At 65.4% G+C, this 17429-nt stretch carries 16 protein-coding genes; 1 reads left to right on the top strand and 15 read right to left on the bottom strand.

Translation table 11 applies throughout. The features are described from left to right. Window positions 1-35: 35 nt before the first annotated feature. On the top strand, window positions 36-1127 hold the full coding sequence (locus D769_RS00775; RefSeq protein WP_008641081.1) for a porin: 1092 nt from the start codon (window positions 36-38) through the stop codon (window positions 1125-1127). A gap of 179 nt (window positions 1128-1306) precedes the next feature. Here D769_RS00775 and D769_RS00770 read toward each other — a convergent pair whose 3' ends face one another. The 15 genes from D769_RS00770 to D769_RS00700 form a co-directional block, all read right to left on the bottom strand. Beyond that, the gene (locus tag D769_RS00770; RefSeq protein WP_008641080.1) at window positions 1307-1753 is read right to left on the bottom strand and encodes a flagellar protein FlhE; all 447 of its coding nucleotides are present in this window, start codon (window positions 1751-1753) and stop codon (window positions 1307-1309) included. Beyond that, entirely contained in the window at window positions 1753-2469 is a 717-nt protein-coding gene (locus D769_RS00765; RefSeq protein ID WP_008641079.1) for an RNA polymerase sigma factor FliA, read from the bottom strand. Before D769_RS00765 ends, D769_RS00770 begins: the two co-directional genes overlap by 1 nt. Window positions 2470-2576: 107 nt before the next feature. Further along, complete coding sequence (locus D769_RS00760; RefSeq protein ID WP_008641078.1) at window positions 2577-3392, bottom strand: AAA family ATPase; 816 nt, start codon at window positions 3390-3392, stop codon at window positions 2577-2579. A gap of 12 nt (window positions 3393-3404) precedes the next feature. Then, window positions 3405-5882: a flagellar biosynthesis protein FlhF gene (gene flhF / locus D769_RS00755; protein WP_008641077.1), complete on the bottom strand. Its 2478-nt coding sequence runs from the start codon at window positions 5880-5882 to the stop codon at window positions 3405-3407. A gap of 9 nt (window positions 5883-5891) precedes the next feature. Beyond that, a complete protein-coding gene (gene flhA / locus D769_RS00750; RefSeq protein WP_008641076.1) occupies window positions 5892-7979 on the bottom strand; it encodes a flagellar biosynthesis protein FlhA in 2088 nt (695 codons plus the stop codon). Next, window positions 7976-9118 (bottom strand): flagellar biosynthesis protein FlhB, encoded by a 1143-nt coding sequence (flhB, locus tag D769_RS00745; RefSeq protein ID WP_008641072.1) that lies wholly within the window; start codon window positions 9116-9118, stop codon window positions 7976-7978. Before flhB ends, flhA begins: the two co-directional genes overlap by 4 nt. A 277-nt stretch (window positions 9119-9395) precedes the next feature. Beyond that, entirely contained in the window at window positions 9396-10127 is a 732-nt protein-coding gene (locus D769_RS00740) for a YceH family protein (RefSeq protein ID WP_052018023.1), read from the bottom strand. A 139-nt stretch (window positions 10128-10266) separates the two neighbouring features. Beyond that, window positions 10267-11625, bottom strand: a complete 1359-nt coding sequence (locus tag D769_RS00735) for a M20/M25/M40 family metallo-hydrolase (protein ID WP_035880713.1) — start codon at window positions 11623-11625, stop codon at window positions 10267-10269. Between the two features lie 123 nt (window positions 11626-11748). Further along, complete coding sequence (gene cheZ / locus D769_RS00730; RefSeq protein ID WP_008641060.1) at window positions 11749-12384, bottom strand: protein phosphatase CheZ; 636 nt, start codon at window positions 12382-12384, stop codon at window positions 11749-11751. 12 nt (window positions 12385-12396) lie between these two features. Further along, window positions 12397-12783 carry a chemotaxis response regulator CheY gene (gene cheY, locus D769_RS00725; protein WP_008641058.1) on the bottom strand — a complete coding sequence of 129 codons (387 nt, stop codon included), beginning with the start codon at window positions 12781-12783 and terminating at the stop codon, window positions 12397-12399. Window positions 12784-12855: 72 nt separating this feature from the next. Continuing rightward, window positions 12856-13929 (bottom strand): chemotaxis response regulator protein-glutamate methylesterase, encoded by a 1074-nt coding sequence (locus tag D769_RS00720; protein ID WP_008641055.1) that lies wholly within the window; start codon window positions 13927-13929, stop codon window positions 12856-12858. A 67-nt stretch (window positions 13930-13996) separates the two neighbouring features. Then, the gene (cheD, locus tag D769_RS00715) at window positions 13997-14656 is read right to left on the bottom strand and encodes a chemoreceptor glutamine deamidase CheD (protein ID WP_008641048.1); all 660 of its coding nucleotides are present in this window, start codon (window positions 14654-14656) and stop codon (window positions 13997-13999) included. Then, complete coding sequence (locus D769_RS00710; protein ID WP_008641046.1) at window positions 14656-15516, bottom strand: CheR family methyltransferase; 861 nt, start codon at window positions 15514-15516, stop codon at window positions 14656-14658. Before D769_RS00710 ends, cheD begins: the two co-directional genes overlap by 1 nt. 114 nt (window positions 15517-15630) lie before the next feature. Continuing rightward, complete coding sequence (locus D769_RS00705; protein WP_008641041.1) at window positions 15631-16125, bottom strand: chemotaxis protein CheW; 495 nt, start codon at window positions 16123-16125, stop codon at window positions 15631-15633. 24 nt (window positions 16126-16149) lie between these two features. Further along, a partial coding sequence (locus D769_RS00700; RefSeq protein WP_008641036.1) for a chemotaxis protein CheW occupies window positions 16150-17429 on the bottom strand: 1280 nt, incomplete at its 5' end.

The following is a 17429-nucleotide window of genomic DNA, read 5'->3' as shown; positions in this document are numbered from 1 at the left end:
TTGTTCCAGAAAAATATCTAACGGAGGAGAAGAAGATGAAACTGCGCCACCTGGCGCTGGCGGCCGCGCTCGGCCTGCCCGCCATCGCCAACGCCCAATCCGTGACGCTCTACGGCGTCATCGACACCGGCATCGAGTACCTCAACCACGTCGGCACCGCCAGCAACTCCGTCGTCAAGATGGCCAACCTCAGCGGCACCGTACCCTCCCGCTGGGGCCTGCGCGGCACCGAAGACCTCGGCAGCGGCATGAAGGCCAACTTCGTGCTCGAATCCGGATTCGCCCCCGACAGCGGCGTCTCCAACCAGGGCGGCCGCCTCTTCGGCCGCCAGGCATGGGTCGGCCTCTCCGGCAACTGGGGCCAGGTCAGCCTCGGCCGCCAGTACACCATGCTGTTCTGGGCCACGCTCGACTCCGACATCCTCGGCCCCAACGCCTACGGCTCGAGCTCGCTCGACAACTACCTGCCCAACGCCCGCGCCGACAACGCCATCGCCTACAAGGGCAAGTTCGGCGGCTTCACCGTTGGCGCTACCTACAGCTTCGGGCGCGACACCGTCAACGCCGGTCCCAGCCCCTCCGGCACCAACTGCGGCGGCGAGAACCCCGCCGACAAGACCGCCTGCCGCGAATGGTCGGCCATGCTCGGGTATGAAACCAACTGGTGGGGCATCCTGGGCGCCTATGACTCGCAGCGCGGCGGGCCCGGCGCATTCGGCGGCCTGACTTCGAGTTCGCTCAAGGATGATCGCGCCACCCTCGGTGGCTACATGCTTGTGGACCGCGCCAAGATCGGCGCCGGCTGGATCGGGCGTCGCAACGGCGCCATCGCCACGCCGCGCAGCGACATGTTCTATGCCGGTGTCGCCTACGACATCACTCCTGCGGTGACGCTCTCCGGCGAGGCGTTCTACCTCAAGTACCACAACAGCGCCGACAAGGCATGGCTGGGCGCGTTACGTGCCAGCTACGCCTTCTCCAAGCGCACGTCCGTCTACACCACGCTTGGCTATATCGACAACGGCGGCAAGCTGGCACTGTCCGTGGACAGCGCTTCCACCGGCGCATCGCCCGCGCCTGGCGGCTCGCAGTTCGGCGCAATGCTTGGCATGAAGCACGTCTTCTGACGGCACTTCATTCGTCGGCTTGAGACTGGGCTCCACCTGCCCGCTTCTGGTCATGACTGGCTGGGAGCGGGCTTTTTTTGCGACTGCAGTCCTATACCGAGCAACCCGAAGTGTCGGTGACGTGCAGATACGTGCAAATTGAACCCGTCCCCGGGCCGTTTCAATGCCGGGCCGGCTCGCTATCGGTAGCTCACCGTCACCTCGTTACTGCGGCCTTGCAGGGTGGGAGACAGCCCCCCACGGCCAGCAACCCGGTAGGCAAACACGAACCCTCCAGTCGCATCGTCGCCCGCGAACGCATCGGTCTTGCCCTGCGCGCCAGACAGCAGCACGCAGCGTCGCGCGTTGCACAGATATGCTTCCAGATCGATCGGCGGGGTACTGACGAAGCTGTAGCGCCAGCGTACCGACGTAACGATGCCGCTTGCCTGAGGCATCGTGCCTGGGGGCAACACCGGCGACGACATCGTGCGCTGACCGCGACTGGCAATCAGCGGTCCCTGCGCGGAGCTGGTCCAGGCATAACGCGACCCACTGAGCTCGTAGGTGGCGCGCACGTATGTCTGCGCATCGACCCATGTGGGGGCCAGACAAAGACACAACGCGAACGCCAGAAGATGACGCATCACAACATGCCGCGAAGCTGGTTGCGCAGCCGCGTAATGGCCTGGCTGCGGATCTGGCAGACGCGCGATTCGGTCACTTCCAGCACGGCCCCGATCTCACGCAGGTTCAACTCCTGGTCGTAGCAAAGCGAGAGCACGAGCTTCTCGCGCTCGGGCAGCTTCTCGATGGCACGGATCAGCGCATCACGCATTCCGGATTCCATCAGCACCGTGAGCGGATTCGCTTCGTCGGTCACCCCAAGGTGCCGATCCAGGAAGTCCTCTTCCCCGGAACGTTCGAAGTCCTCATAGTGCAGCAACTGGCAGCCATGGACTTCGTTGAGCAGTTCTTGATACTCCTCCAGCCCCATTTCGAGTTCCTTCGCCACTTCGGAGTCGATGGGGCTCCGGCCGAGTTTCTGCTCGAGCTGGCGCTGCGTGCGTTCGATCTTGCGTGTGAACTGGCGCAGACTGCGCGATTGCCAATCGTTGGCGCGCACCTCGTCGAGCATGGCGCCGCGAATGCGCTGGCTCGCATAGGTCTCGAATCGCGCGCCATGGTTGTCCTCGTAGCGCTTGGCGGCGTCGAGCAGGCCGATCATGCCGGCCTGGATCAGGTCGTCGATCTGCACGCTGGCCGGCAGCTTCGCCGCCAGCTGCAACGCGATGCGTCGCACCAGCGGCGCGTGCGACTTGACCACGTCTGCCTGTTCGAGCTTTCCCTGAATCGTGTACATGGTGGAACTCTCGGTAAATGCTTTCTATCGGTGCCAGCGCCGCGCAAGCATGGCCGCGGCTGACTGTCTGGCTCGGTGTCCGGTCTTGTCGACTTCTTGTTCTGGCTTCATGCGGGAACGGCCACAGCCGCTCCCTGGGGCGTTGTTTCGTGTCGCAACGGCCATGCGCCAATACCGCTGGCGATGTGACGCAGCGCGCTGGTGGATGCCGCTGCGGGATACGCCTCCACCACGCAACGGCCAAGCTGCAATGCGCGGGCCACCAGCGGGTCAATCGGCAGGTATCCGGTCAGACCAGCCTCGACGCCGAGGTACTGGCTCGCGGTACGGGCAAGATTGCGCGCCAGCGCGGCAACGGTCGCTTCGGCGGCCGCCATATTGACGACCAGATGGAAGCGGCGGCATGCGTATTCGTGATGCAGACGCTTGATGCGCGCGTAGGCCGCGGTAATCGACGTTGCCTCCGGGCGCATGACGATCACCACGTTGTGGGCGGTTGCCGCCAGAGGCGACAGCGCGCCGGTCGCATCCGTGCGCGCGTCGATCAGCACCGACCGCATGTCGGGAATCAGATCGGATAGCGCGCGGTCCATGTTCCCGGCGTCGACTTGGATATCACCTGCCGGCAGCACCGCGATGCCACTGGCAGGGCGCGTGCCAATCGCGGCGGCCGCGGTCACCCGGCCGGCCAGCGCATCGGCGAGCGTTGCGACAGGCGCGGCGCCCGACAGACGCGTGGCACGCACGCCATGGCGATCCTCGTCGACGAGCAGCACACGTTCGCCCTGCATGGCCAACGCATTGGCCAGACCCAGTGTCACCGTGGTGGCGCCCGCCCCCGCATCGGCGGCAACCACCGCGATGCGCCGGGTGACGCGCGGCGCCAGCAGACGGCGCAGGCTTTCTGCCTGATCGGAACCCATGACGTTCAAGGCTTACTCCCCTGCGACTGCCAACTGCGGCAGTCCGGCTGTCGCCTGCATTGCCGCGTCGGCAGTGATATCACCGACGGGCGCAGGCGAGGCGGTACGTCCCGGATAGTTCTCCAGCACATCCAGCAGCGCCAGCAGGCGACCCATGCCCTCGTTGAGCACGGCGCCTGGCACCGGCGCATTTGCACGTGTCGCGGCGCGGCCAGCCAGGCGCGACAGGAACGCCGGTGCAGTTGCGGTGGGGGTGTGCTGCAGGCGCAGCGTGGTCAGCCCGAGCTGGAGCGACACCATGCTGGCCCCCTGACTGTCCGACGCATCGCCGTCCTGCGCGAAGTGCTCGGCGGCATGACGCAGCGTGCGGAACTGCTCGTCCGCGGCGTTCGCCCATTGCATCCAGCGAGCGACCTGCGCGGCGTCATCGGTCAGCGCCACGTCGCACAGCACGTACTCGACCGCCAGCGTTTCGCCGGTATCACGGTCCGCCATGCGGGAGACAACGAGGCAGGCTTCGGTACCGGCCTCTGCCGTGTTGTCGCGAGCGCGTCCCGCCGCACGAATCGTCCCTCCCGGAATCCGCACGGCGCAGTGACCAACCCAGTGCACAGCGTCGCGATCGCGCCAGGTCGTGTCGCCAATCGCATGAAACGTCAGCGTGTCGGCGATGGCATCGAGTTTGCTGGCGGCGCCACCCGTGATCACACGCGCGGTCTTGCGCGTACCCGCCACCCAGCGCTCGCCAAGTTGATGCCAGCGCGCAATCACGGCGGCCGATGGCACCGATGCATTCAGGTTGACGACGGTACGGGCCGCCGACAGCGTGGCGCGCACGGTCTCGGCTTCGGCATCGGCGTCCGCTTCTGACATCGACTGCCGCGTACGGCCAACCGGCGCGGTGGTACCGGCCAGCGGCATCCCGTCCCGGTCGGCAAGCCACAGGGTGCATTGCATCAACTGCGGCGCGCGACGACCTTGCACCGGCTGCGTAAAATTCTGCGATACGGCGAGCACATAGCGCTCGCAGGCCCGGCTGGCGTCCCGGCACATGGCCATGCGCGCCTGCTGGCCCATCTGCCGCAAGCCCACGGCACCGGCGCCGCGCTGTTGCCAGAGCTGGCGCGCGACGTCGAAGCCGTAGCCCGCGGCGTTCAACTCTTCCACGCACGTGCCCACGGCATTAGCGCTGTCAGTCAACGAACGCAGCATGTCATCGGCGCCATTGCGCTCGACCGGGCGCGGCGTTGCGGCGTCCGCTGCAGCGGCATGGCGGCGTGCCATGTCGGTGTCATTGAACAGCGAGCCACGACGCGGCGTCATGAACGCGCGTTCCACCAGCGTGCTGGCCTGCGCAAGTTCAAGATGTTCCGGCACACGCTGGCCAGTGGAAGCATAGAAAACCGGCAAGCGATGGCGGATCACCACATCGAGCACGGAACCGAGATGCGTCGCTTCATCGAGCTTGCTGATAATGCAGCCGTCGATGCCACCAGCGTCGCCGGCAGCGTCGTGCCGATAGGCGTGCACGACTTCATTGAGCGTATCGCCATGCGCGGCGCCGTTGAGCAGCAGCACGCGCTGCATCGGCGCCTGCACGCCAGCCAGCATCGCGATCTGGTCGGACAGGCTGCGATCGCGCTGGCTCATGCCAACGGTGTCGATGATGACCAGATGCTTGTCCTTCATCGCCGATAGCGCGAAACGCAGGTCCGCGGCGTCCTTCACCGCGTGCACGGGCACGCCCAGAATGTCGCCGTAGATGCGAAGCTGCTCGTGTGCGCCGATCCGGAAGCGGTCGGTCGTCAGCAAGGCCAGGCGATCGGCGCCATGGCGCAGCACATAGCGCGCGGCCAGCTTGGCCGTGGTGGTGGTCTTGCCCACGCCGGTGGGTCCGATCAGCGCCAGCACGCCGCCCTGATCGAACAGGGCGTCCTCGTTGGACAGCACAGGTACCTTCTTCGCGATTTCCTGCCGGATCCACGACATGGCAGCCGGACGATCGGTACCCACTGGCAGGCGGGAGATCAACGTACGTGACAACTGGCCGGAGAAGCCTGCATTCACCATCCATTCGAACAACGACTCACGCAGCGGATCACCCACGGCCACATTGCCGGCGCCGCTGGACAGGCCAGCAAACTGGCGCTCGAGCATCGAGCGCATCGAGGCAAGCTCGCCACGCAGATCGCCAATGACGCCGTCGTCGGTCCGGGTAGCCTGCCCGTCGACGGCATGGGCCGCTGCGATGGCAATCGGGCCGATCTGCACCGGGGCGGTCTCAAGAATCTGGGACGCGGCCGGCGTGGGCGACACATAGGGCTGCGCATTGGCGTTCACCGCGCCGAGATCGGTGTCGCGCATGGCGACGATTTCCACGCCGCCATCGATGGTCCGGTTCGACAGCACCACGGCATCCGGGCCCATCGCCTCGCGCACCTTGCGCATCGCTTCACGGCCGTTGGCCGCCACAAACTTTGCCACGCTCATGTTCAGTCCTTACGCTGCGCCGCCGATCATGGCGGTGATGCGGATATTGCGGTTGTCCGGTACTTCGGCATGCGACAACACCTTCAACTGCGGCAGGGTGCGGCGCAGGAAGCGCGCCATCAGCGGCCGCAGCGGCGACGGCACCAGCAGGACCGGATCGAGACCCAGTTGCTCCTGGCGCACCACCGCGCCCTGCGCCTGCTGCAGCACCGCATCGGCCAGACCCGGCTCGATGCCGCCACCATTGGCCAGCGCCTGCGACAGCACGCGCTCCAGGCCGGCATCCAGGCCGATGACCTGCAGGTCGGCGTTGTTGGGGAAAAGCTGCTGCGTGATCGCGCGGCCCAGCGCCACGCGCACGAGCGTGGTCAACTCGGCCGGATCGCTGACCTTCGGCGCGTGTTCGGCGATGACATCGAGGATCGTGCGCATGTCGCGGATCGCCACGCCTTCGTCCAGCAGGCTCTGCAGCACCTTCTGCAGGCCAGTCAGCGTGATCGTCTTCGGCACCAGGTCCTCGGTAAGCTTGGGCGATTCCTTGGCGATGCGGTCCAGCAGCGACTGCACTTCCTGGCGACCCAGCAGCTCGGATGCGTGCATCTGGATCAGGTGGTTCAGGTGGGTGGCCACCACGGTGCTGGCGTCGACCACGGTGTAGCCATACGCCTGCGCCTGCTCCTTGAGGGCAGCGTCGATCCATACGGCAGGCAGGCCGAAGGCCGGATCGCGCGTGGCCGCGCCGGGCAGCGTGCCGGTGACCTGGCCCGGGTTGATCGCCATCCACTGGCCCGGATTGGCTTCGCCACTGCCAATCTCAACGCCCTTGAGCGTGATGCGATAGGCGGTCGGCTTCAGTTCCAGGTTGTCGCGGATATGGACCACCGGCACGAGAAAGCCGATGTCCTGCGCGATCTTCTTGCGGATGCTCTTGATACGGCCCAGCAACTCGCCGTTCTGGGCGCGGTCCACCAGCGTGATCAGGCGATAGCCCACCTCCATGCCAAGCGGATCGACCATCGTGACGTCTTCCCACGACGCTTCGGCGGCCTCGGCCGGCGCGGCGGGCGCGCGCGCGTCGTTCGACTTCGTTTCTGCTGCCGTGGCCTCGCGGCGCAACATGTACCGACCGAGCCAGATCAGCCCGGCAGCCAGCAGCAAGAACGCGAAATGCGGCATTCCCGGGATGATGCCCATCATGCCGATAATGGCGGCCGTGATGAACAACACGCGCGGATTCGAGAAGAGCTGGCCGGTCAGCTGCTGACCGACGTCCTGCTCGTTCGACACTCGCGAGACGATGACACCGGCGGCCGTGGAGATCACCAGCGCCGGAATCTGCGCCACGAGGCCGTCGCCGATCGTCAGCAGCGTGTAGTTATGCACCGCAGTGCCAAAGTCCAGGTCGTGCTGCACCATGCCCACGACCATGCCGGCCACGACGTTGATGAACATGACCAGCAGGCCCGCGATGGCATCGCCACGCACGAACTTCGACGCACCATCCATCGCGCCGTAGAAATCGGACTCCTGCGCCACCTCGGCACGACGCTTGCGCGCGCCCTCTTCATTGATCAGGCCGGCGTTCAGGTCCGCGTCGATCGCCATCTGCTTGCCCGGCATCGCGTCCAGCATGAAGCGCGCGCCCACCTCGGCGATACGGCCCGCGCCCTTGGTGATCACCATGAAGTTGATCACCACCAGGATGGCGAACACCACGATACCGACCGCGAAGTTGCCACCCACCAGGAAGTGGCCGAAGGCTTCGATCACCTTGCCGGCGGCGTCCGGGCCGGTATGCCCTTCGAGCAGCACCACGCGCGTGGAGGCAACGTTCAGCGACAGGCGCAGCAGCGTGGAGAACAGCAGGACCGACGGGAATGCCGCGAAGTCGAGCGGACGCTGCGTGTACATGCCAACCAGCAGCACCATGATCGACAGCGCAATGTTGAACGTGAACAGCAGATCCAGCACAAACGCGGGCAACGGCAGGATCATCATGCCGAGGATCATGATGATCAGCACCGGCCCCGCGAGCGCCTTCATCTGGGCACCAGAGCGCAGGCCCGGCAAGTTGAGGATGTTCGTCAGTGCGTTCATGCGCGGCTTTCCGGTACGGCAAGTTCATCCGGCACCAACAGATCCGCGGGCCCATCGGGCTGCGGACCGTAGCTGTAGTGCCAGTTCTTCAGTTGATAGACCCAGGCCAGGACCTCGGCCACGGCGGTGTACAGGCCGGCCGGAATCTCGTGACCCAGCTCGACGTGGCGATGCAGCGCACGTGCCAGCGGCGGCGCCGACAGCATCGGCACGCGGTGTTCCGCGGCCAGTTCGCGGATCCGCGCGGCCACTTCGTCGGCACCCTTAGCCACCACGCGCGGCGCGCCCATGCGGCCTTCCTCGTAGCGCAGCGCCACGGCGTAGTGCGTGGGGTTGGTCACCACCACGTCGGCCTTGGGCACTTCGGCCATCATGCGGCGGCGCGCAATGGCACGCTGCTGCTGGCGGATACGCGCCTTGATGTGCGGATCGCCATCGGTTTCCTTCATCTCCTGCTTGATCTCTTCCTTGGTCATGCGGAGCTTCTTGTGGAACGTATAGAGCTGCCAGGGCACGTCCAGCGCGGCCACCAGAATCAGCGATCCCGCCACCACACCGCTGACATACAGCACCAGTTCCATCATGTGCAGCAGTGCTTCCTGGATCGGCGCGTCCATCAGCGCGATCGCCTCCGGCAGCTTGCGCCAGATCATCCAGGCGCCCACGCCACCCACCAGTAGCGACTTGGCGATGGCCTTGGCCAGTTCCACCAGCGAATGCGCAGAGAACAACCGGCCGAGGCCGGCGATCGGCGACATGCGCGAGAAATCGGGCGAGAACGACTTGGTCGAGAACATCCAGCCGCCCAGGGCCAGCGGCGTCACCAGTGCCGCGACGCCGAACATCAGCAGAAGCGGCAGGAATGCCAGCAGGGCGTCCCAGACAATGGCGGCAAACTGGGACAACATGCGATTCGTGTCGAAGGCCGTGGCCGGCTCGAACGCGAGGCCGGCATGCATCACGGCATCGAGCTTGCGGCCCAGCACGCCGCCCGTGCTCCAAAGGCCGATCACGCCGGTCATCAGCATCACGAACGTGCCGAGCTCGCGCGAACGCACCACCTGCCCCTCTTCACGCGCCTTTTCAAGGCGCCGGGCTGTGGCGGGTTCGGTTTTCTCGAGATCGCTTTCCTCGGACATGGACGCTCCAGGCGCGAAGCGCAGACGGCACTTCGTCACCGAGGATTATCAAATCCCCGGCCGGGAAGCATTGGGAGGAAAAGGCGGGGAAACAGGTCCCTGTTTCAGGAATGGAGGGGGCAGCGGCGTTAACGGTCCTCGGGGTGCCGATCTTTAGGGGGACCGCCCCAAAATGCCGGGATCGCGCACTGTCCAGCTGGCATCCGGCGGCATGTGCCGCCTTTGCGATGCAGCACGATTCAGCGTCGGGCGACGCCGCATCGCAAGGCGCGCAGACTCAGGACAGGCGCTCCGGGTCGATGGAGATGCCCAGTTGTTCGGCCATCTCCTCGACCAGCGCCTGCAGGCGCGCCACCTTGTCTTCCAGCTCGCGATGGCTGATCCGGAGCGCCTCCAGCTCCGACGGCGCGATCTCGATGCTCGCGCTCGCGCGTGGGCCCGGCGCTTCGGCCAGACTGACTTCTCCGCATAGCAGGTGCGTCCAGCGGTGTTCGCGCTCCCCCGGGCCACGGGGCAGCTTCACGACCAGGGCGGGATCGCGTTCGGCCAGCTCGTCCAGGAACGCCTCGACCGAGGAGATATCGGCAAAGGCGTGCAGCCGCGCCGTGTTCAGGCGCAGTTCCGCCGCCGTCTGCGGCCCGCGCAGCAGCAGCGTGGACAGCAACGCCGCGGACTGGCTCGGCACGCCAAGCACACGGGCAAGGTTCTGCTCGAAGCGGGGCACCCGGCTGCTGCTGCCTTCGAACACGAGGCTCAGCGATTTGAGGCCATCGATGGCGGTCAGGATCTCGTCCTCGCCGGCGCTCATCACCGGCGATCGCGCGGTCTTCTGGTTGCAACCGGCGGCCAGCGCATTGAGTGACAACGGATAGGTATCGGGAACGGTGAACTGCTTTTCGAGCAGCACCGCCACCACACGGCCTTCGAGCGGGGTCAGGGCGCGCAGTGGCGGGCGGGACGAAGCCCCGGTGGCCATGGGGGTGTCTGGAGTGTCGGGGGTATCGGTCATTTCGGGCTACGGCTAGGTCGGCAAGGCGACCATTGAAGCGCAAGCGGGCGGCTGGCGCAACCTCGCCCGAAGCTGGCGGAGCCCGCGCCGCCCCCGTGGCCCCCGTAGCCCGCGCCGCCCCCGCAGCCCCCGTAGCCCTTTACCGTGTGATTGGCGGATTGCCCCGGCGCCGTGCCAGCAGCGGTGCATCCACGCCGTCCACGCCGACCAGACCCAGCACGGTGGTCAGGCCCCATTGCGCGCCTTCCCAGGCATTGGTGGGATCAAACCACTCGCCACGCGAGTGTGCGCCGCCCGATTTTCCGCCGCTGCCAATGATGATGGCCGGAATGCCCAGCGCCATCGGCACGTTGGCGTCGGTGCTGCCGCCCCGCAGGGTTGGCGCCTCCTTGCTGTTGGCGTGAATCACGCGGACAGCCGATTGTACGATCACCGAGTCGGTCGGCGTCTGCCCGGCCGGGCGATCGCCAATCAGCTTCGTCTGGAACGTGATGTCTTGGCCCGTGGCTGGCGCCCAGCGACGATTCTCGTCCGCAACCCCGGCTGCAATCGCATCCATGATGTGCTTTTCGGTTTCCAGCAGCGCCGGCGTGCCGTTCGAACGGATATCGACCGCCATGCGCGCATCGCCCGCGATCGCGTTGACCGACGTCCCGCCGGAAACCGTGCCGACCGTGAACGTGGTCTTGGGATCGGATGGCGTGCGCACATCGCTGATCTTGCTGATAGCGCGCCCCATGGCATGAATGGCGCTGGGCAGGCCAAACGCGCCAAAGCTGTGACCGCCGGGACCGCGGAAGGTCACTTCGTAGCGATGGCTGCCGGTGCCCTGCGTCAGCACGCGATCGCCGGTGCCGGGTTCGATGCCGACCATGCCGTCGATATCGGGATGCTCGCGGAACACCGCCTTCATGCCGCGCAGGTTGCCAAGTTCTTCCTCGCCGACGTTGCCCACGAAGACCAGATCGCCAACCGTCCGCACATTGTTTTCGTTGAGCACCTTCAGCCAGGACAACAACACGGCGAGTCCGCGCGTGTCGTCGCCGATACCGGGGGCGTATAGCTTGCCGTCACGCGCCTTGACGGTGACATCGGTGCCTTCCGGGAAGACCGTATCGAGGTGGGCGGAAATCAGCAGTTTCGGGCCATTGCCCACGCCCTTGCGGATCCCGACCGCATTGCCTTCGGCATCAATATGGGCATCGGCCAGACCAAGCGCCTTGAGCCGCGAGACGAAGTACTCGGCGCGCGCGCGCTCCTTGAAGGGCGGCGCGGGAATCTCGGTCATGGTCTTCAGTTCGGTCAGCGCGCGCGCGTCATCGGCGCGGACGTCCGTCATCAGCTTCTTGTGGACCGGGGATGCTTCGAGTTTGGTGTAGGCAGTGTCTACCGCTGGGGAGACCTGTGGGAGGGGCAGCGTCTGCGCGTGGGCAATTCCGGCAAGCATTCCGGCAAGTGCGGCGGCTGCGAGGGCAACAACGGTACAGCGAGCAGGCATGGGGGCAATCCTCTGGCAGGGGGAGAAACCGTGTTTGCTGCGATTGTGCCAGTGAATGCGAAGGTGCGCTGAAGCGCCGCTCTCCCGCGATGCGGGAGAGCGGAAGCCTATCGCCAAACGGCCTCAGAAGCCAAGGCTCGCCAGCAGATCGTCCACCTGCGACTGGTCCGACACCACATCGGCCTTGCCTTCTGGATTGATCTGCGGACCATTGATCAGGGAAGGGGGCGCCTCCACGCGCCGATCGGCCGGCACGTTGTCGATCAGCACCTGCAGCAGTTCCTGCTCCAGCGTGCGGATCATGTCCATCATCTTCTTGATCACCTGGCCCGTCAGGTCCTGGAAGTCCTGGGCCATCATGATCTCGAGCAGATGGCTGCCGGTGGCCTTGGTCTTCTCCGGAACCTCGGTCAGGAACTCGCGCGTGTCGAGCACCAGCGTGCGGGCGTCGCCCAACTCCACGGGTTGCTCGAACCACTCGCCCCAGCGCTTGTCCAGCGCGGTGGCCTTGGCCTCGAGTTCTTCCTGCAGCGGCTGCGCCAGTTCCACGGCCGTGAGCGAACGCTCGGCAGCCTGCTCGGTCATGGCGGCGATGTAGCTCAGACGGTCGCGCGCGTCGGGAATGGCCTGGGCGGCGCGCTCGATTTCCTTGTCGAGCCCCAGCTCCCGCATGTTGTCGCGCAGCATCCGGGTCAGGTTGCCGATGCGATGGATGATCTGCTCGGCCGCTTCGTTGCTGAAAGTCGGAGTCGTCGACATGTCGCGTCCCTCTTATTGACCCATTTTCTCGAAGATCTTGGTGATCTTCTCGTCGAGCGTGGCGGCGGTAAACGGCTTGACCACGTAGCCATTGGCGCCTGCCTGCGCGGCGGCGATGATGTTCTCCTTCTTGGCTTCAGCCGTCACCATCAGCACCGGCGTCTTGGCGATCTCGGGCGTCGCGCGGATCGTCTGCAACATGGTCAGGCCATCCATGTTCGGCATGTTCCAGTCCGAAACCACGAACTGGAAGCTGCCATCCTTGACCTTCTCCAGGCCGGCTGCGCCGTCCTCGGCTTCGTCCACGTTGGTGAAACCAAGCTCCTTGAGCAGGTTGCGGATGATCCGGCGCATGGTCGGGAAATCGTCGACCACGAGAATCTTGATGTTCTTGTCCACTGTTACGGCTCCAAAACGGTTGCGGATGGCCATGCCATCCGGATGATTGCTGCTTATCTGACCTCTCGCGCGCTATACGCGCTGCGCCCGCGCGCCAAACGTAGCCAGGTGCGCCATGACGCGCTGGCTCATCTGGTGCAGGGGCACCACTTCATGCACACCGCCGGCCGCGATGGCTTCCTTCGGCATACCAAACACGATGCAGGATTGCTCGTCCTGCGCCAGGTTGTAGGCGCCTGCCTCGCGCATTCGCAACATGCCGCGCGCGCCGTCCTTGCCCATGCCGGTCAGGATCACGCCCGTGACGTTCTTGCCACCGTGAATCGCGGCGGAATCGAACAGCACATCCACGGACGGTCGGTGCCGATTGACCGGCGCTTCCTGGGACAGGTGCGCCACGTAGTTCGCGCCGCTACGTGCCAGCAGCATGTGCGAATCGCCGGGCGCGATGTACGCATAGCCTGGCAGCACACGCTCGCCATGCTCGGCTTCCTTGACCGTGATGCGGCACAGGCCGTTCAGGCGGTGCGCGAACGACTTCGTGAAACCCGCCGGCATGTGCTGGACGATCATGACCGCCGGAGAATCGGGCGGTAGCGGCGTCAGGAAATCCTTGATCGCCTCGGTACCACCCGTGGAAGCCCCGACGATGATCAGCTTTTCCGTCGACAACAGCGGCGCGCGCAGCATCGGCGCGACGGGCGCCGCGCCAGCGCTCTGCTCCGCACGCGCACGCACGCGGGCGCGCGATGCGGCGCGGATCTTGTCCGCGATTGTCTGCGTGTAGTCCAGCAGGCCTTCACGGATACCGAGCTTCGGCTTGGTCACGAAGTCCACGGCGCCGAGTTCCAGCGCGCGCATCGTGATCTCGGACCCGCGCTCGGTCAGCGACGACACCATGAGCACCGGCATCGGCCGCAGGCGCATCAGGCGCTCAAGAAAATCCAGGCCGTCCATGCGCGGCATTTCTACGTCCAGCGTCAGCACGTCCGGATTGACGCGCTTGATCAGGTCGCGCGCCACCAGCGGATCCGGGGCGGTACCTACCACCTCCATGTCCGGCTGGCTGTTGATGATTTCCGACATCAGGCTGCGTATCAGCGCGGAATCGTCCACGCACAGCACCTTGATCTTCGCGGCAGTCATGTTGGTCTCTACGTCTCTTGCGTGTATTTCGTGTATGACGCGTCTTGTACGTCCCGCGCGCCCGACATCAGGTCGGGATCCTGGCCGTGGTCTGTCGCGTGAACAGTTCCACGGCGCCTCGCGCGGGTGCCTTCGTCGACGTGGACAGCGCGCGTGCCAGGGCACGTTCCTCGCGTTCGACGCCTACGGTATCGTCCTGGCGCGTCAGCCGGCGGACCAGTGCAAGGCCGGTACGTGGAAAGTAGCTGACACGTCGCGCGTGCGGTCCGCGCAGATCCTGCGCGGCCACGCGCACTTCTTCCGTGCGCAGGTACTTCAGTACGAAATCGGCATTCCGATCCCCGATATTTAGGGTCGTCATGTTGGCCAGCACCGCGCCACCGCCAAATACTTTGGCCTCCAGCCGTTCACGACGCGCGCCCATCTTCAGCAGTTCATTGATAAGCACTTCGAGCGCGTAGCAGCCGTAGCGCATCGACGTAGAGAGCATCCGGTCGGCGCCGGCGTTCTCGTCATCGGGCAGCATGAAATGGTTCATGCCGCCGACACCGGCCACTTCGTCACGGATGCACGCGGACACGCACGATCCCAGGACGGTCGTGAGTACGACGTCCTCGGCGGTCACGTAGTACTCGTTGGGCAACAGCTTGATGGCCTGCCGGTCGAATTCGCGGTCAAAGTACTTCCGGGTGGCGATGGCCTCCGGCATCTGGGGCGTGCCGCGCATCATGCAGCTCCGCTCTTGTTCGTCAGCTCGTACACGGTCTGCCCGCGCAACTGGAATGCGCGGGTGACGTACGAGAAGTTCTCCGAGTGCCCCGCGAACAGCAGGCCGTTTGGCTTGAGCAGCGGCGCGAACCGTTCGAGAATCTGGCCCTGCGTCGGCTTGTCGAAATAGATCATCACGTTGCGGCAGAAGATCGCATCGAACTTCTCGCGCAAGCCCCAATCCGGCGCCAGCAGGTTCAGCGGCTCGAAGGTGACCGTCGCGGCAAGCTCCGGCTTGACCTTGACCGACCCGGCCCGCGCGCCGGTGCCCTTCAGGAAGAAACGCTTGAGCCGTTCCTGCGACAGCCGCGATACCTGCTCGGCGGTATAGATGCCGCTGCGCGCCTTGGCCAGCACCTGGGTGTCGATGTCCGTGGCCAGCACCGTGCCCGCGCGTTCGCCCAGCGCTTCCGCCAGCGTGATGGCGATCGAGTACGGCTCCTCGCCGGTCGACGCCGCGGCGCACCAGACGCTGTAGGGTCGCCCGATTTTCTTGGCGTGCTCGGCCAGCAGCGGAAAGTGATGAGCCTCGCGAAAGAACGACGTCAGGTTCGTTGTCAGCGCGTTGGTGAAGTACTCCCACTCCGACGAACGCTCGTCGGCTTCGAGCTGCGCGAGATAGGTGCTGAAGTCCGCAAGCTGCAGTGTGCGCAACCGCCGGGCCAACCGGCTGTAGACCATCTCCCGCTTGTGGCTGCCAAGCGAGATGCCCGCGCGCTTGTGAATCAGCGCGCGGATCTTCTCGAAGTCGCGCTCGGTCAGCAGAAAGTCGCGCATCTCATCGCGCAATGGCGCCAGCACGGGCGCACCGGGCGTCATAGCCGCGCCTGGCTTCCTGATGGCGCTGGAGGAAGAACGGAGCGGCGTCATGGTGTATGTCCTTCAAGGTACCGGGGAGTCGGCGATGCGGGCTGCCGGACGTGCCGGCAAGCATCAGGCGAGCTCGGCCTCGATCAATTCCATCTCTGGGCTGGTCATCATGCGTTCGATGTCGATCAGGATCAGCATCCGGCCTTCCACCGAACCCAGCCCGGTCAGATGTTCGTTGGAGACCGACACGCCGAACTCCGGCGCGGGCTTGATGTCATCGCCGGTGAGCGTCAGCACGTCCGATACGCCGTCGACGACGATGCCAACCACGCGGCCGGCCACGTTCAGGATGATCACCACGGTCTGGTGGTCATAGCGCACGTTGCCGAGCTTGAACTTCAGGCGCAGGTCGACGATCGGCACGATCACGCCGCGCAGGTTGGTCACGCCCTTGAGGAAGTCTGGCGCGTTGGCGATGCGCGTCACCGTCTCGTAGCTGCGGATCTCCTGCACCTTGAGGATGTCGATGCCATATTCTTCCGTCCCCAGCGTAAAGACCAGGTACTCCTGACCCGAGGCTTCGCTGCCCTGGGTATCGATATGTCCGATGCCGGCCATGTCCGTTCTCCTTGGTGTCGATTACTACGCGGCCATCGGGGCCTGGCGGCGCACACCAGTGCGCTGCAGCGCGCCGACGTCCACGATCAGGGCCACGCTGCCGTCGCCGAGGATGGTGGCGGCGGAAATGCACGGCACCTTGCGATAGTTGGTCTCGAGGTTCTTGAGCACCACCTGGTGCTGCCCGATCAACTGGTCCACCAGCAACGCGAAGCGCTTGCCTTCGGCCGCCAGGATCACGGCAATACCTTGCGTGGGCTCCTGCACGGCGTTGGCCACGTTGAAGACCTTGTGCAGTTCCAGCAGCGGCAGGTATTCGCCGCGCACGTTCATCACCCGCTCGCCGTTGGCCGCGGTGTGCACGTCGTCGGCCATCGGCTGCAGCGACTCCATCACGCAGTTCAGCGGCAGGATGAAGGTTTCTTCGCCAGTACGTACCGACATGCCGTCCAGAATCGCCAGCGTCAGCGGCAGCACGATGCGGGTGGTGGTGCCCAGCCCGGCGCGCGAGCTGATCTCCACGTGGCCGCCCATCTCCTGGATGTTCCGCTTGACCACGTCCATGCCAACGCCCCGGCCGGAGACATCGGTAATGACTTCGGCCGTGGAAAAGCCCGGCGCGAAGATAAGCTGCCAGACTTCGTCGTCGGGCATGTTCTCGGAGACCGGCAGGCCGTTCTGCATCGCCTTGGCCAGGATGCGCTCGCGGTTCAGGCCGGCGCCGTCATCGCTCACCTCGATGACGATGTTGCCACCTGCGTGCTGCGCGGAGAGGATCAGTTGTCCGGTCGGCTCCTTGCCGGAGGCAATACGCTTCTCTGGTGTTTCGATGCCGTGATCGAGACTGTTTCGCACCAGATGGGTCAGCGGATCGATGATCCGCTCGATCAGGCCCTTGTCCAGTTCCGTTGCCTTGCCGAACGTGACCAGATCGATCTGCTTGCCGAGCTTGCCCATCATGTCGCGCACCAGACGCGGGAAGCGCGAGAACACGTAGTCCATCGGCATCATCCGGATGGACATCACCGCTTCCTGCAGATCGCGCGCATTGCGCTCGAGCTGGCCCATGCCTGAGAACAGGCGGTCGAACAGCACCGGGTCCAGTGACGACGCGGTCTGCGCCAGCATCGACTGGGTAATGACGAGTTCGCCCACGAGGTTGATGATCTGGTCGACCTTCTCGGTCGGCACGCGGATCGAACCGGCATCCGGGGTGTGCGCGGCCGCGGGCTTGGCCTTCTCTTTCTCCTTGGCAGCCACCGGTGCGGCGGCGGGCGCGACAGGCGCGACGGCTGCCGGCGCGG

This window comes from Cupriavidus sp. HMR-1, from assembly GCF_000319775.1.
In the GTDB taxonomy this organism is placed as follows: domain Bacteria; phylum Pseudomonadota; class Gammaproteobacteria; order Burkholderiales; family Burkholderiaceae; genus Cupriavidus; species Cupriavidus metallidurans.
This window is presented reverse-complemented; position numbering and strand designations above follow the sequence as displayed.

What these genes read in the sequence shown, in the direction of transcription:
- D769_RS00775 (WP_008641081.1), top strand. Translation starts at nt 36, where the DNA reads ATGAAACTGCGCCACCTGGCGCTGGCGGCCGCGCTCGGCCTGCCCGCC.
- D769_RS00770 (WP_008641080.1), bottom strand. Translation starts at nt 1,753, where the DNA reads ATGCGTCATCTTCTGGCGTTCGCGTTGTGTCTTTGTCTGGCCCCCACA.
- D769_RS00765 (WP_008641079.1), bottom strand. Translation starts at nt 2,469, where the DNA reads ATGTACACGATTCAGGGAAAGCTCGAACAGGCAGACGTGGTCAAGTCG.
- D769_RS00760 (WP_008641078.1), bottom strand. Translation starts at nt 3,392, where the DNA reads ATGGGTTCCGATCAGGCAGAAAGCCTGCGCCGTCTGCTGGCGCCGCGC.
- flhF (WP_008641077.1), bottom strand. Translation starts at nt 5,882, where the DNA reads ATGAGCGTGGCAAAGTTTGTGGCGGCCAACGGCCGTGAAGCGATGCGC.
- flhA (WP_008641076.1), bottom strand. Translation starts at nt 7,979, where the DNA reads ATGAACGCACTGACGAACATCCTCAACTTGCCGGGCCTGCGCTCTGGT.
- flhB (WP_008641072.1), bottom strand. Translation starts at nt 9,118, where the DNA reads ATGTCCGAGGAAAGCGATCTCGAGAAAACCGAACCCGCCACAGCCCGG.
- D769_RS00740 (WP_052018023.1), bottom strand. Translation starts at nt 10,127, where the DNA reads ATGACCGATACCCCCGACACTCCAGACACCCCCATGGCCACCGGGGCT.
- D769_RS00735 (WP_035880713.1), bottom strand. Translation starts at nt 11,625, where the DNA reads ATGCCTGCTCGCTGTACCGTTGTTGCCCTCGCAGCCGCCGCACTTGCC.
- cheZ (WP_008641060.1), bottom strand. Translation starts at nt 12,384, where the DNA reads ATGTCGACGACTCCGACTTTCAGCAACGAAGCGGCCGAGCAGATCATC.
- D769_RS00720 (WP_008641055.1), bottom strand. Translation starts at nt 13,929, where the DNA reads ATGACTGCCGCGAAGATCAAGGTGCTGTGCGTGGACGATTCCGCGCTG.
- cheD (WP_008641048.1), bottom strand. Translation starts at nt 14,656, where the DNA reads ATGCGCGGCACGCCCCAGATGCCGGAGGCCATCGCCACCCGGAAGTAC.
- D769_RS00710 (WP_008641046.1), bottom strand. Translation starts at nt 15,516, where the DNA reads ATGACGCCCGGTGCGCCCGTGCTGGCGCCATTGCGCGATGAGATGCGC.
- D769_RS00705 (WP_008641041.1), bottom strand. Translation starts at nt 16,125, where the DNA reads ATGGCCGGCATCGGACATATCGATACCCAGGGCAGCGAAGCCTCGGGT.